Source organism: Pseudomonas sp. BF-R-01 (assembly GCF_019946615.1).
In the GTDB taxonomy this organism is placed as follows: domain Bacteria; phylum Pseudomonadota; class Gammaproteobacteria; order Pseudomonadales; family Pseudomonadaceae; genus Aquipseudomonas; species Aquipseudomonas migulae.
Genome location: NZ_JAGYFX010000033.1, coordinates 45,280 through 58,611 on the forward strand (window position 1 = coordinate 45,280; position 13,332 = coordinate 58,611).

General features: G+C 58.2%; 14 protein-coding genes. 11 read left to right on the forward strand and 3 right to left on the reverse strand.

The genetic code is table 11. The features are described 5' to 3' along the window. Positions 1-150 precede the first annotated feature (150 nt). The 8 genes from metG to KGB27_RS14680 all read left to right on the forward strand — a co-directional run bounded on the left by metG (position 151) and on the right by KGB27_RS14680 (position 7,155). On the forward strand, positions 151-2,202 hold the full coding sequence (metG, locus tag KGB27_RS14645) for a methionine--tRNA ligase (RefSeq protein ID WP_207285853.1): 2,052 nt from the start codon (positions 151-153) through the stop codon (positions 2,200-2,202). Between the two features lie 129 nt (positions 2,203-2,331). After that, positions 2,332-2,901 carry an electron transport complex protein RnfA gene (locus KGB27_RS14650; protein ID WP_223555083.1) on the forward strand — a complete coding sequence of 190 codons (570 nt, stop codon included), beginning with the start codon at positions 2,332-2,334 and terminating at the stop codon, positions 2,899-2,901. Next, positions 2,898-4,118, forward strand: coding sequence for an electron transport complex subunit RsxB (rsxB, locus tag KGB27_RS14655; protein ID WP_223555085.1), 1,221 nt, complete (start codon positions 2,898-2,900; stop codon positions 4,116-4,118). The genes KGB27_RS14650 and rsxB overlap by 4 nt, the downstream gene beginning before the upstream one ends. Continuing rightward, a complete protein-coding gene (locus KGB27_RS14660) occupies positions 4,105-5,094 on the forward strand; it encodes an RnfABCDGE type electron transport complex subunit D (protein ID WP_223555087.1) in 990 nt (329 codons plus the stop codon). Before rsxB ends, KGB27_RS14660 begins: the two co-directional genes overlap by 14 nt. Continuing rightward, the gene (locus tag KGB27_RS14665; RefSeq protein ID WP_223555089.1) at positions 5,091-5,702 is read left to right on the forward strand and encodes an RnfABCDGE type electron transport complex subunit G; all 612 of its coding nucleotides are present in this window, start codon (positions 5,091-5,093) and stop codon (positions 5,700-5,702) included. The genes KGB27_RS14660 and KGB27_RS14665 overlap by 4 nt, the downstream gene beginning before the upstream one ends. Further along, the gene (locus KGB27_RS14670; protein WP_223555091.1) at positions 5,695-6,204 is read left to right on the forward strand and encodes an Rnf-Nqr domain containing protein; all 510 of its coding nucleotides are present in this window, start codon (positions 5,695-5,697) and stop codon (positions 6,202-6,204) included. The genes KGB27_RS14665 and KGB27_RS14670 overlap by 8 nt, the downstream gene beginning before the upstream one ends. A 25-nt stretch (positions 6,205-6,229) precedes the next feature. Then, positions 6,230-6,868, forward strand: coding sequence for an endonuclease III (gene nth, locus KGB27_RS14675; RefSeq protein WP_008032146.1), 639 nt, complete (start codon positions 6,230-6,232; stop codon positions 6,866-6,868). A gap of 107 nt (positions 6,869-6,975) precedes the next feature. After that, positions 6,976-7,155 (forward strand): PA3496 family putative envelope integrity protein, encoded by a 180-nt coding sequence (locus KGB27_RS14680; protein ID WP_007898493.1) that lies wholly within the window; start codon positions 6,976-6,978, stop codon positions 7,153-7,155. 90 nt (positions 7,156-7,245) lie between these two features. Here KGB27_RS14680 and KGB27_RS14685 read toward each other — a convergent pair whose 3' ends face one another. Continuing rightward, entirely contained in the window at positions 7,246-7,872 is a 627-nt protein-coding gene (locus KGB27_RS14685) for a response regulator transcription factor (RefSeq protein ID WP_008032148.1), read from the reverse strand. A gap of 487 nt (positions 7,873-8,359) precedes the next feature. Between KGB27_RS14685 and KGB27_RS14690 the strand changes: the two genes are divergently transcribed. After that, positions 8,360-8,995 carry a hypothetical protein gene (locus KGB27_RS14690; RefSeq protein ID WP_223555094.1) on the forward strand — a complete coding sequence of 212 codons (636 nt, stop codon included), beginning with the start codon at positions 8,360-8,362 and terminating at the stop codon, positions 8,993-8,995. Positions 8,996-9,132: 137 nt separating this feature from the next. Here the strand turns inward: KGB27_RS14690 and KGB27_RS14695 are convergent, their stop codons facing one another. Beyond that, a complete protein-coding gene (locus KGB27_RS14695) occupies positions 9,133-10,350 on the reverse strand; it encodes an argininosuccinate synthase (RefSeq protein WP_008032151.1) in 1,218 nt (405 codons plus the stop codon). 129 nt (positions 10,351-10,479) lie between these two features. Then, positions 10,480-11,388, reverse strand: a complete 909-nt coding sequence (locus KGB27_RS14700; protein WP_008036440.1) for a flagellar protein MotY — start codon at positions 11,386-11,388, stop codon at positions 10,480-10,482. 159 nt (positions 11,389-11,547) lie between these two features. Here KGB27_RS14700 and pyrC point away from each other — a divergent pair, with 159 nt between their 5' ends. Beyond that, positions 11,548-12,594, forward strand: a complete 1,047-nt coding sequence (gene pyrC, locus KGB27_RS14705) for a dihydroorotase (protein WP_008036439.1) — start codon at positions 11,548-11,550, stop codon at positions 12,592-12,594. Further along, a complete protein-coding gene (gene rnt, locus KGB27_RS14710; protein ID WP_223555096.1) occupies positions 12,591-13,268 on the forward strand; it encodes a ribonuclease T in 678 nt (225 codons plus the stop codon). Before pyrC ends, rnt begins: the two co-directional genes overlap by 4 nt. Positions 13,269-13,332 lie beyond the last annotated feature (64 nt).

Sequence of the window (13,332 nt, forward strand, 5' to 3'; positions counted from 1 at the left end):
GCGCCATCGCCGGCAAGCCGGGCTCCTACAGGAACGCGGCGCATCGCATGAATCCACGTCAGTCATCCAATGAAACAGGCGCACGGGGTGAAAAATATGCGCCGGCGCTTTATAGTGGCCGACCTCCGTTTCATCAAGTAGCCGAGCCCCATGTCCGAGCCACGCAAGATCCTCGTCACCAGCGCCCTGCCCTATGCCAATGGTTCGATCCATCTTGGCCACATGCTGGAATACATCCAGACCGATATGTGGGTGCGCTTCCAGAAGCACCGCGGCAACCAATGCATTTATGTCTGCGCCGACGACGCCCACGGTTCGGCGATCATGCTGCGCGCGGAAAAGGAAGGCATCACCCCGGAACAACTGATCGCCAACGTCCAGGCTGAACACAGCGCCGACTTTGCCGAGTTCCTGGTGGACTTCGACAACTTCCACTCCACTCACGCCGAAGAAAACCGTGAGCTGTCGAGCCAGATCTACCTGAAGCTGCGCGACGCCGGGCACATCGCTACGCGCTCGATCACGCAGTATTTCGACCCGGAAAAGAAAATGTTCCTGGCCGACCGCTTCATCAAGGGCACCTGCCCGAAATGCGGCACCGAAGACCAGTACGGCGACAACTGCGAGAAATGCGGCGCGACCTATGCACCGACTGACTTGAAGGATCCGAAGTCGGCCATCTCTGGCGCCACCCCGGTGCTCAAGGATTCCCAGCACTTCTTCTTCAAACTGCCGGACTTCCAGGAAATGCTGCAAACCTGGACCCGCAGCGGCACGTTGCAAGACGCCGTCGCCAACAAGATCGCCGAATGGCTGGATGCCGGCCTGCAACAGTGGGACATCTCCCGCGATGCGCCGTACTTCGGTTTCGAAATCCCAGGCGAGCCGGGCAAGTACTTCTACGTCTGGCTGGACGCGCCAATCGGTTACATGGCCAGCTTCAAGAACCTGTGCAACCGCACGCCGGAGCTGGATTTCGATGCGTTCTGGGGCAAGGATTCCACTGCCGAGCTGTACCACTTCATCGGCAAGGACATCGTCAACTTCCACGCCCTCTTCTGGCCAGCGATGCTCGAAGGCGCCGGTTTCCGTAAACCGACCGGCATCAACGTGCACGGCTACCTGACCGTCAATGGTCAGAAAATGTCCAAGTCCCGCGGCACCTTCATCAAGGCCCGGACCTACCTGGATCACCTGTCGCCGGAATACCTGCGTTACTACTACGCGGCCAAACTGGGACGCGGCGTCGACGACCTCGACCTGAACCTCGAAGACTTCGTGCAGAAGGTCAACTCCGACCTCGTCGGCAAAGTCGTCAACATCGCCAGCCGCTGCGCCGGTTTCATCCACAAAGGCAATGCCGGCGTGCTGGTAGCCGGTAACGCCGCGCCAGAACTGACCGAAGCTTTCCTCGCCGCAGCGCCAAGCATCGCCGAAGCCTACGAGGCTCGTGACTTTGCCCGTGCCATGCGCGAGATCATGGGCCTGGCCGACCGCGCCAACGCCTGGATCGCCGACAAGGCGCCTTGGTCGCTGAACAAACAGGAAGGCAAGCACGACGAAGTCCAGGCGATCTGCGCGCTGGGCATCAACCTGTTCCGCCAACTGGTGATCTTCCTCAAACCGGTGCTGCCACTGCTGGCCGCCGATGCCGAGGCGTTCCTCAACGTCGCGCCGCTGACCTGGAACGATCACGCGACCCTGCTCAGCAACCATCAGTTGAACGAGTTCAAGCCGCTGATGACCCGCATCGACCCGGTGAAAGTGCAAGCCATGACCGACGCTTCGAAAGAAGACCTGACCGCCAGCCAGACCGACACCGGCGAAGCTGCACCTGCCGGCAACGGCGAACTGGCGAAGGATCCGCTGTCGCCAGAGATCGAATTCGATGCGTTTGCCGCCGTCGACCTGCGCGTTGCGCTGATCGTCAAGGCCGAAGCCGTGGAAGGCGCCGACAAGCTGCTGCGCCTGACCCTCGACATCGGTGACGAGCAACGCAACGTGTTCTCCGGGATCAAGAGCGCTTACCCGGACCCGTCCAAGCTCGATGGTCGCCTGACCATGATGATCGCCAACCTCAAGCCACGGAAAATGAAGTTCGGCATCTCCGAAGGCATGGTGATGGCGGCCGGTCCTGGCGGTGAAGAAATCTACCTGCTCAGCCCCGACAGCGGTGCCAAGCCAGGTCAGCGTATCAAGTAAGATCCTGCGGCAAACCGATCCCACAGTCGTGCCCGACGCGACTGTGGGATTTTCATGTCTGGCCCCCCCTCCTTCCTTGCCGGATAATGCCTAACCTTGTTAGCAAGGCTTCTTTCTTCCGGCACGATCATGACCGAGATGCTTCTTACGCTTATCAGCGCTGCCCTGATCAACAACGTCGTGTTGCACTGGCCGCTGGGCGTCGATCCGCTGCTGGGCTCCGAGCGCCGCCAGGTGCATGCGCTGGGCATTGCGACGACGTGCCTGATGCTGATCGTCGGAATGCTCGGCTACGCGCTCTACCACTGGCTACTGGCGCCGCTTGAGCTGACTTCGCTGCGTTTGTTCGCGTTTCTGCCGCTGAGCGTGTTGTTGATCACACCGCTGCTGAAGCTGCTGCCGAAAGTGTTTTCGACGCTTTCGTTCGAAGGGCTCTGGCCGCTGCTGCTCGGCAATGCCGGCGTGCTCGGTCTGGCGCTGATCAACGCCCAGGAAAACTACGGATTTTTCCACGCCACAGCCCTGAGCCTCGGCGCCGGGCTGGGGTTCTGGCTGGTGCTGAGTCTGTTCAGCGACTTGCGCCAGCGCACCCTCGATAACGATGTTCCCCTGCCCTTTCGCGGACTGCCGATCGACCTGATCGGCGCCGGACTGATCGCAGTGGCTTTTCTCGGTTTCAGCGGACTGATCAAAACATGAGTCTGATTCAACGCATCGACGCCCTCTTGCCGCAGACCCAGTGCGGCAAATGTGGCCATCCCGGATGCAAGCCGTACGCAGAAGGCATCGCCAGCGGCGAGCCGATCAACAAGTGCCCGCCCGGCGGCAGCGAAACCATCGCAGCCTTGGCTGAGTTGCTGAAAGTGCCGGTGCTGGAGTTGGACGTCAGTCGCGGTTCGGCCCCGGCGCAAATCGCCTACATCCGCGAAGCCGAGTGCATCGGTTGCACCAAGTGCATTCAGGCCTGCCCGGTAGACGCCATCGTCGGCGCAGCGAAATTGATGCACACGGTGATCATCGACGAATGCACCGGTTGCGACCTTTGCGTGGCTCCTTGCCCGGTGGACTGCATCGAAATGCGGCCGTTACCGCTGGCCACGGTGTTGCCGATTGTCGGTGGCCTGGCATTCAGCCCTGAAGAACAACAGGCGCGTACCGCCAAACGCAATCACGCCCGGCGTCGCTTTGAACAGCGCAACGCCCGCTTGCACCGCGAAGAAGAACAGAAACTCGCCGAGCGTCAGGCCCGGGCACATCGCGCTGCGCAACAGCAGCACAGTGAAGTGACAACGCTCGACCCGGTTCAAGCCGCGCTGGAAAGAGTTCGTGCGCAGAAAGCGGCCAATGCCGACGCGGCGTTGAAGAAAGCCAAAATCGATCTCGCGATGAGCCGCGCGCAACTGAACAAATCGCTCAAGGCGTTCGGCCATCCGCCGACCTTCGAACAGCAGTCGCAACTGATCGTCCTGCAACAGCAATTCGACGCCGCTGAACACGCCTTGGCGCAGTTGGAAAACAGCGCACCACCCGCCGCTGCGCCTGCGGCGCCAGTGAAAGACGCGGATCTGAAGCGGGCGAAAATACAGTTGGCCATGCGCCGCGCCGAACTCAAGAAAGCGCAAACCAGTGACGCGCCGGCCGAGCAGATCGAAGCCCTGGAGCGCGCACTCGGCGACGCTGAAAAAGCCCTGAACGCGGCAGAAACTGCAAGCGAGCAGCCTTTACCTGACCTGGCGCGTATCGAAAAACGCCCCATCGACAGCCAGCTTCGACAGCTGAAAACCGAATTGGCCTACGCTCGCGCGGATGTCAGCAAACTCGAACGTCGCACTGACACTCCCGCCGAGGTAATGGACAAGGCACGCGCCCGCCTGCAAGAAGCCGAGCGTCAGGTGGATGCCTATGTCGCCCCTTGAATCGGTCGACGAGCGCCTTCAGCAGGCCATGAAGCTGGTGTTGCTGGCCACCGTGCCGGGAATGCTGGTGCTGTTCTGGTTGTATGGCTGGGGCGTGTTGATCAATTTGATCCTGGCCGGCGTTACCGCGCTGGCCGTTGAAGCGGCGGTGTTATGGCTGCGCAAACGCCAGATCAAACCGACCTTGAGCGATGGCAGCGCACTGGTCAGTGCGACGTTGCTGGCCCTGGCTTTGCCGCCGTATTGCCCATGGTGGCTGACGGTCTGCGCCGCGGCATTCGCGCTGATCGGAAAACAACTGTATGGCGGTGTAGGGAAAAACCCGTTCAACCCGGCGATGCTCGGTTTCGCTTTCGTGCTGGTGACCTTTCCCCAACCAATGACTCACTGGCCTTCGTCCCACGGCATGGACCTGCTCGGTGGTCTGCAGCAAGTGTTCGGTTTCAGCCTCAGCCAGACACCGGATGCGTGGGTCCAGGCCACGGCGCTGGACAGCTTGCGAATCAACAAAAGCCTGACCATGGACGAACTCTTCGCCGGCAATCCAGCGTTCGGTCACTTCGGCGCGCGCGGCGTGGAATGGGTCAACCTGGCGTTTCTGGCGGGCGGTTTGTTTCTGCTGCAACGGCGGGTGTTCAGCTGGCATGCGCCGGTGGGCATGCTTGCCAGCCTGTTCGTCATCAGCCTGCTGTGCTGGAACGGTTCGGGCTCAGACTCCCATGGTTCCCCCCTGTTTCATCTGCTCACGGGCGCGAGCATGCTGGGCGCATTCTTTATCGTCACGGAGCCGGTGTCCGGTGCAAAAATCCCTGGCGCCCGACTGCTGTTCGGCGCGGGCGTGGGATTGCTGACGTACCTGATTCGCACTTGGGGCGGCTATCCGGACGGCGTTGCGTTTGCAGTGTTGTTGATGAATCTTTGCGTGCCGGCGCTGGAGCGGTTTGTCGCGTCCAGGCAGGAGCAGCTTTCGCCATGAGCCGAACGTCGAGCGTTGTGATTCTGCTGTTGCTGGCAAGCCTGGGGATTGGCGCGACCTGGCTTGTGCAGTACAGCAGCGCGCCACGTATCGCAGCCGAACAACGACGGATCGACAGCCGCAACCTGCTCGATTTGCTGCCTTCCGACAGTTACGACAATCAACCGCTGGAGCAGCCGCTGCACCTCGGTAACCTGGCGTTGACCAACAGCACCTTGCTGGGCGGCTACCTCGCCACCAAGGCCGGCCAACCCGTTGCGGTCCTGCTGCGCAGCCAGACGATCGGGTATGCGGGCTCCATCGATTTGCTGATCGCCATTGACGCGAACGGCAAGTTGCTAGGGGTCAAGACCCTGAAACAATCGGAAACCCCGGGCCTGGGTGCGCGTATCGCCGACTGGCCCAATAGCTGGCTTCAGGCGTTCACTGGCAAATCCTTGAATGAACCCGCCGACAGCGGTTGGGCGTTGAAAAAGGATCAGGGGCAATTTGATCAAATCGCTGGCGCGACCATTACCTCCAGAGCCGTGATCAATGCGATCCACGAGGCTCTGCGCTACTTTGATGAACACTCGCGCCAGCTGATCGGGAGCGACCGCCATGAATAAGTCCGCGAAGTTACAGAACTCGCTGATGCTCGCGCCGCTGATCGGCGCCACTGACTCGTTAGTGACCGCACTGGGTGTGTGGTTGATATTCATCGTGGTGATCAGTGCGTTTGGTGCGAGCATGGCTGCCTTGCGATCCCGACTGATCCCGGCGGCTCGCTTGTTCGCAGGCGTCCTGCTGGCGGCCACGCTGACCGGTTGTGCAGAACTCGCCGCGCAGGTCTGGTCACTTCAATGGCACCAGCATTCGGGGTTTTATGCAGCACTGATCGCTTTGCAGTGCGTCATGTTGGAACACACCGGTTTTTTCCAGAGTGCATGGCGTGAGCGCCTGCGCCTGTGTGTCCTGTTCGGCGCGCTGATGGTCGGCCTGGGCCTGCTGCGCGAAATCCTCGGCGACGCAGGCTTGCGCCTGGCCACGTTGGCACCTGGCGGATTCATTCTGCTGGGCCTGCTGATCGCCGCCTGGCAAGCCTGGCCCCGCCCGACTCCCTCACATTGATCGCTTTCGAGGAAACGCACTGCCCATGAATGCCGCAAAACGTCTGGAAATTTTCCGCAGGCTGCATGAAGACAACCCGGAGCCGAAGACCGAACTGGCCTACTCCTCGCCATTCGAATTGCTGATCTCGGTGATTCTCTCGGCACAATCGACCGATGTCGGCGTCAATAAAGCCACCGCCAAGCTCTACCCGGTGGCCAATACGCCGCAGGCGATTTACGCCCTGGGCGTGGAAGGTCTGTCCGAGTACATCAAGACCATCGGCCTGTTCAACAGCAAGGCAAAAAATGTAATCGAAACCTGCCGCTTGCTGGTGGAACGCCATGGCGGGGAAGTGCCGCAGACCCGTGAAGAGCTCGAAGCGTTGCCCGGTGTCGGCCGCAAGACTGCCAACGTGGTGCTCAATACTGCATTCCGCCAACTGACCATGGCCGTGGACACGCATATTTTCCGGGTCAGCAATCGTACTGGCATCGCTCCCGGCAAGAATGTGGTCGAGGTCGAGAAAAAACTGATGAAGTTCGTGCCGAAGGAATATCTGCTCGATTCCCATCACTGGCTGATTCTTCATGGGCGTTACGTTTGCCTGGCTCGCAAGCCTCGCTGCGGCAGTTGCCGGATAGAAGACCTGTGCGAATACAAGCACAAGACTTCGGACGATTGAGGCGCTATTAGGTTTTTTGATTTATCGATTGAAAAAATCTTTTTTACCCGCGAGGCGATTATCGATATAAGGAGCGCCAAAGGCAGTCTTAGCCTGGAGTTAACCTTATGAGCACTGGCAAAGAGCAATTGGACGTAGAAGACGACTTCACACCCGTTGAGGCCGATGACGCGGAACCGGTGGTTGAAGTGGCAAAGACCAACCTGAGCAAACGCCGCACCATCGACAATCTGCTGGAGGAGCGCCGACTGCAAAAGCAATTGGCCGATTACGATTTTGACCTATGACACCTGAAAGCCTCCCGAAACGGAGGCTTTTTACTAGGTGCGAAACCTTGAAAACGCCCACTCTTTACGCCCCGTCAAGCACTGGCCCAGTCATACCAACCCATTGCGTTGAGCCAGTTCGATCAGGTCAACCAGGGACCGCGCATTGAGTTTCAACAACAGCCGCGTCTTGTAAGTACTGACGGTTTTATTGCTGAGGAACATTCCATCGGCAATTTCCTTGTTGGTCTTGCCGCGAGCCAACTGTTGCAAGACCATCATCTCCCGCCCCGAAAGACGATCCACCATATCGGCTTCACTGGCATTCCCCAGACTGGAGCGCACGGTATGCAAGGCTTGATTGGGAAAGTAACTGTAGCCCGACAATACCGCCTTTATTGCACTGAGCAACTCAGTGAGGTCCTGTTGTTTGCAAACATATCCTGCAGCACCGGATTGCATGCAACGCATCGAAAAATGCCCGGGAGCCTGTGAAGTCAATATCAGTACTTTCATTGGCATCGCTGCCGATGCCAGACGTGCAATGACTTCCAGCCCATCCAGTTTGGGTATTCCAATATCCAGGATGACAATATCCGGCATATGTTCACGAGCTAGTTGCAATGCATCCACGCCATTATCTGTTTCTGCAATGACTTCGTAGCCATGACGCTCCATCAGCATACGTACCGCAAGACGAATGACGGGGTGATCATCCACGATCAGCACTTTATTCATGGGCAAGTCCAATTTTCGCTGTTCGAATTTTTAGAGCCCGCACAATAGCCTAGTCGTTTCACCCATGGCATGCCGCTCCCCCCGGCCACCCGCACCGAGAGACATTCCCTACAAACATCGCGGAATAATCTTACAAAAAATCTTGAAACACAGCGCGCCAGAAACTTTATCTGTCTCATGATATTTCAGTATTCAACAGTTTTTTGTTTCGGCTTACAACCAGCGCGCCACACAACAACAGTTGACCAAGATGATCCGACACACGCCAACGATTAGTCTACCCTTGTAGGGTAATTGATATTTCCCGGCCTACCCACCACACCAGAAACATCAAACACAAAACCTTACATCAAAAGCCAATTAACAATAAATGAATAGCAAAACTGATATATCCGAACTATAAATCCACCGCTACCATATAAACTCTACACCCTAACAACCACCAACTAACACAATGAGAAAAGACGAACTAATATGAGTAAAAAATATGATAAAACTCAAACAACGAATCACCAACCCCATGACAGTCATCGCGATATTCGCAACACTGTCTGAAACATCGGCCGCCATCTCTCTACCCTTCCTCGATGACGAAGATAAAGAGATCTACATCTGGTTTTTGATCAGTTTTCCCTTTTATTTGCTTTTTCTTTTCTTCGCCACCCTTAACTTCAATTATCGATCGCTTTACGCGCCTTCCGACTTTGAAAAGGGAAAGCATTTCATAAAGGTGATGGACAACGCAGAGCGTTCAGGTAACGCGCAAGATCCGCCCGACGAGATCGGCTTACAGCCAAGTCTCTCGGTTCAGTACCCTATTCGGCTGCCTGAGTCACTCAAGGATCTGCACATCATTGATGCGCGGTGGATGAACAAAAAAAATGAGTTCCGCGCCCTTCTGGAAAAGCTTCGCCAGCCCAAGGGGAATCCGGCACACGTTGTCGTGTTTCTCGTTGTTGCCGAATCGGAGACGTTACTGAAAGAAAGCGCACTCAAGTTTTGCCGAAACGCAAAAAAACGCAGCAGCGCAACGTTCTGTATTGCTTACAATTTGAGTTCACGTGACGTGACGGTCATTGATCAATATTGCCGGGCTGACACACAGCAGGCAGTTGCTCTTTAGGATCAATGGGGGGCGGACAGGAAGGAATTTAAAACAACAAGAATGTTGAATCGCAATGTCAGACAGAAAATCCCTGTTTTCAAATGTGTGGCCTTGTCCTGGACAAGGCCACACATTCCATCAGCGTGTCAAAGATCTCAGAACAGCTTGCGACCTTTGTTTGCCGCGATACGCATGCGCAGCGCGTTGAGCTTGATGAAGCCCGCCGCGTCGGCCTGGTTGTAGGCGCCGCCATCTTCCTCGAAGGTCGCGATGTTGGCATCGAACAACGATTCGTCGGACTTGCGGCCAGTGACGATCACGTTGCCCTTGTACAGCTTCAGGCGCACGACGCCGTTCACGTGAGCCTGGGACGCATCGATCATCTGTTGCAGCATCAGACGCTCAGGGCTCCACCAGTAACCGGTGTAGATCAGGCTGGCGTATTTAGGCATCAGCTCGTCTTTGAGGTGAGCCACTTCGCGGTCCAGCGTGATCGATTCGATCGCACGGTGGGCGCGCAGCATGATGGTGCCGCCAGGGGTTTCGTAGCAGCCACGGGACTTCATGCCCACGTAACGGTTCTCGACGATGTCGAGACGGCCGATACCGTGTTCGCCACCGATACGGTTCAGGGTCGCCAGCACGGTGGCCGGAGTCATTTCGACGCCGTCCAGTGCAACGATGTCGCCGTTACGGTAAGTCAGTTCGAGGTACTGCGCCTTGTCAGGAGCCTTCTCCGGGGAGACGGTCCATTTCCACATGTCTTCTTCGTGCTCGGTCCAGGTGTCTTCCAGCACGCCGCCTTCATAGGAGATGTGCAGCAGGTTGGCATCCATCGAGTACGGGGATTTCTTCTTGCCATGACGCTCGATCGGGATCGCGTGCTTTTCAGCGTAATCCATCAGCTTTTCACGGGAGAGCAGGTCCCATTCGCGCCACGGAGCGATCACTTTCACACCTGGCTTCAAGGCATAAGCGCCCAGTTCGAAACGAACCTGGTCGTTACCCTTGCCGGTGGCACCGTGGGAAATGGCGTCAGCGCCGGTTTCGTTGGCGATTTCGATCAGGCGTTTGGCGATCAACGGACGAGCGATGGAAGTACCCAGCAGGTACTCGCCTTCGTAAACGGTGTTGGCGCGGAACATCGGGAATACGAAGTCACGCACGAATTCTTCGCGCAGATCGTCGATGTAGATTTCTTTTACGCCCATGGCCTGAGCCTTGGCGCGAGCCGGCTCGACCTCTTCGCCCTGACCCAGGTCAGCGGTAAAGGTCACCACTTCACAGTTATAAGTATCCTGCAGCCACTTGAGGATCACCGAAGTGTCCAGGCCGCCGGAATACGCCAGAACGACCTTGTTTACGTCCGCCATGCCATCACTCCACGGGGTTCTACGGAAAGCCGTCAAGTCTACCGGTCATGCAGGATAATTTACAGAGGCGCGACAGCTTATGACGACGAAGCGACAGATTATGTCGAGCGGGCGACGATGACAGCCGGTTCAGTATGTCTTCGCGGGGCTCGCCGATGCGGTTGTCTGAGGCGCCGGCTGCTCGGTGGGTGCGACCCGCGCCAGATGCACATTGACCCGACGGTTCTTCGCCCGATTGGCGGCATTGGTGTTGGGTGCCAACGGATAACGCTCGCCGTGAAAGCGCACAGTGATCTGCGATTCCTGAAAACCGTTGGCCTTGAAGAACTCCATGACCGCCAGGGCCCGACGCCGCGACAGGTCACGATTGGCCAGGCGATTGCCGCTGTTGTCGGAGTGGCCGTCGAGTTCGATGTGATTGACCGTCGGATCGGCCTTCATGAACTCCAGCATGACCTGCAACTGAGCCTTGGCCTGTGCGTCGAGATCCAGGCCGTCGCCGGGAAAGCCGATCTGCGTTTGTTTGACTTGCTCGAAATTCTTCGGCAGCAGCTTCGCCACACAGCTTTGATAATCGTTGAACGCCTTGCTGAACTTGACCGGCAACAACCGCACTTCCGACACTCGGCCATCGCCCGAAGAATGTCGAATGACCGGGCTGCGCCCATCCATCAGGCCACTGATCAGGCGTCCGGCCTGAACTTGCGAACTGTTGAACAGCACATTGCCGCTACCAATCCGCACGGAGCCCAGATTGATGTCGCCCCGCCCCGGCTGCCAGGGCGCTGCGGCTGCCAGCAGGGTCGCCGAGCCGCCGCCGACCATCGAGTTATAGGCTTTCAGACGAAACGTCGCCTGCTCGCCGGCGCGGCGCACGAACTCACCCGAACCGAAATCAGTGATCGGTTGAGTCAGGCGGCACTCGAACTTGTCCCCTTCGACCGTCCACTCGATGCTCTCCAGACGGGTCTGGAAAGTGAGCGCCATCGCGGGAAGGCTGGCAAACACGCTGAGCAAGGCTAAATAACGCTGGCGCACGGGAGGCTCCACTGGCTTCTACAACAAAAAGACCGACACACACATGTTTACGGCATACCTGTTGGATATCGGAAGCTTCCCGCAAAACTTGATAGCGAGTGCCTGAGAGAGTCTTTTCCGGTAGCATTCCCTTCAGTTTGACCCGCCTGGAATCCCCTCATGTCCGACCGCCTGACCCTGCTGCGTCCCGACGACTGGCATATTCATCTTCGCGATGGTGCCGTGTTGACCAATACCGTTGCGGATGTCGCGCGCACCTTTGGTCGCGCCATCATCATGCCCAACCTGGTACCTCCGGTGCGCAACGCCGCTGAAGCCGACGGCTATCGCCAGCGGATTCTCGCTGCACGTCCGGCTGGCAGCCGTTTCGAACCGTTGATGGTCCTTTACCTGACCGACCGCACCCAGCCCGAAGAAATTCGTGAGGCCAAGGCCAGCGGTTTCATTCATGCCGCCAAGTTGTATCCGGCCGGCGCGACCACCAACTCGGACTCTGGCGTCACCAGCATCGACAAGATCTTCCCTGCGCTTGAGGCCATGGCCGAAGTCGGGATGCCTTTGTTGGTTCACGGTGAAGTCACCCGTGGCGATGTCGACGTGTTCGACCGCGAAAAAATCTTCATCGATGAGCACATGCGTCGTGTGGTCGAGCGTTTCCCGACGCTCAAAGTGGTGTTCGAACACATCACCACCGCGGACGCCGTGCAGTTCGTCAACGAGGCTTCGGCCAACGTTGGCGCGACCATCACCGCGCATCACCTCTTGTACAACCGCAACCACATGCTGGTGGGCGGGATTCGGCCGCACTTCTATTGCCTGCCGATCCTCAAGCGCAATACGCACCAGGAAGCCCTGCTCGACGCCGCCACCAGCGGCAGCGAAAAGTTCTTCCTCGGCACCGACTCGGCGCCTCACGCCCAGCATGCCAAAGAAGCCGCGTGCGGCTGTGCCGGTTGCTACACCGCTTATGCGGCGATCGAGATGTACGCCGAAGCGTTCGAACAACGTAACGCACTGGACAAGCTCGAAGCCTTCGCCAGCCTCAACGGCCCGCGCTTCTATGGCCTGCCGGTGAACACCGATCGCATTACTCTGGTCCGCGACGAGTGGACCGCCCCAACCAGCCTGCCATTTGGCGAGCTGACCGTTATCCCGCTGCGCGCCGGTGAAAAACTGCGCTGGCGCCTGCTGGAGGAACACGCGTGAGTGAAGACCATTACGACGACGAACAGGACGGTCAAGGCGGCGGAGGTGGTCCACGCCACCCGATGGCAGCTCGATTCCGTGGATACCTGCCAGTCGTTGTCGACGTTGAAACCGGTGGTTTCAACTCTGCCACTGACGCTTTGCTGGAAATAGCCGCTACCACCATCGCCATGGACGAGAAGGGTTTTGTCTACCCTGACCACACCTACTTCTTCCGCGTCGAGCCTTTTGAAGGCGCCAACATCGAAGCGGCCGCGCTGGAGTTCACCGGGATCAAACTCGATCACCCGCTGCGCATGGCGGTGAGTGAAGAAGCGGCGCTGACCGATATCTTCCGTGGCATCCGCAAGGCGCTGAAAGCCAACGACTGCAAGCGGGCGATTCTGGTCGGGCACAACAGCAGCTTCGATCTGGGCTTCCTGAACGCGGCGGTTGCGCGCCTGGACATGAAGCGCAATCCGTTCCATCCGTTCTCCAGCTTCGACACGGCCACCCTGGCCGGTCTGGCGTACGGTCAGACGGTGCTGGCGAAAGCCTGTCAGGCCGCCGATATCGACTTCGACGGTCGCGAGGCTCACTCGGCTCGCTACGACACCGAGAAGACGGCCGAGCTGTTCTGCGGCATCGTCAATCGCTGGAAACAGATGGGCGGTTGGGAAGACTACAACGACTGATCGGCTTTTCGTAGGAGCCGGCTTGCTGGCGATTCAGCCACCGCGGTTTGTCTGATTACCGAGG

Bases quoted from the DNA above. Each gene is read 5' to 3' on its own strand.
- metG (WP_207285853.1), top strand. From the start codon at position 151: ATGTCCGAGCCACGCAAGATCCTCGTCACCAGCGCCCTGCCCTATGCC.
- KGB27_RS14650 (WP_223555083.1), top strand. From the start codon at position 2,332: ATGACCGAGATGCTTCTTACGCTTATCAGCGCTGCCCTGATCAACAAC.
- rsxB (WP_223555085.1), top strand. From the start codon at position 2,898: ATGAGTCTGATTCAACGCATCGACGCCCTCTTGCCGCAGACCCAGTGC.
- KGB27_RS14660 (WP_223555087.1), top strand. From the start codon at position 4,105: ATGTCGCCCCTTGAATCGGTCGACGAGCGCCTTCAGCAGGCCATGAAG.
- KGB27_RS14665 (WP_223555089.1), top strand. From the start codon at position 5,091: ATGAGCCGAACGTCGAGCGTTGTGATTCTGCTGTTGCTGGCAAGCCTG.
- KGB27_RS14670 (WP_223555091.1), top strand. From the start codon at position 5,695: ATGAATAAGTCCGCGAAGTTACAGAACTCGCTGATGCTCGCGCCGCTG.
- nth (WP_008032146.1), top strand. From the start codon at position 6,230: ATGAATGCCGCAAAACGTCTGGAAATTTTCCGCAGGCTGCATGAAGAC.
- KGB27_RS14680 (WP_007898493.1), top strand. From the start codon at position 6,976: ATGAGCACTGGCAAAGAGCAATTGGACGTAGAAGACGACTTCACACCC.
- KGB27_RS14685 (WP_008032148.1), bottom strand. From the start codon at position 7,872: ATGAATAAAGTGCTGATCGTGGATGATCACCCCGTCATTCGTCTTGCG.
- KGB27_RS14690 (WP_223555094.1), top strand. From the start codon at position 8,360: ATGATAAAACTCAAACAACGAATCACCAACCCCATGACAGTCATCGCG.
- KGB27_RS14695 (WP_008032151.1), bottom strand. From the start codon at position 10,350: ATGGCGGACGTAAACAAGGTCGTTCTGGCGTATTCCGGCGGCCTGGAC.
- pyrC (WP_008036439.1), top strand. From the start codon at position 11,548: ATGTCCGACCGCCTGACCCTGCTGCGTCCCGACGACTGGCATATTCAT.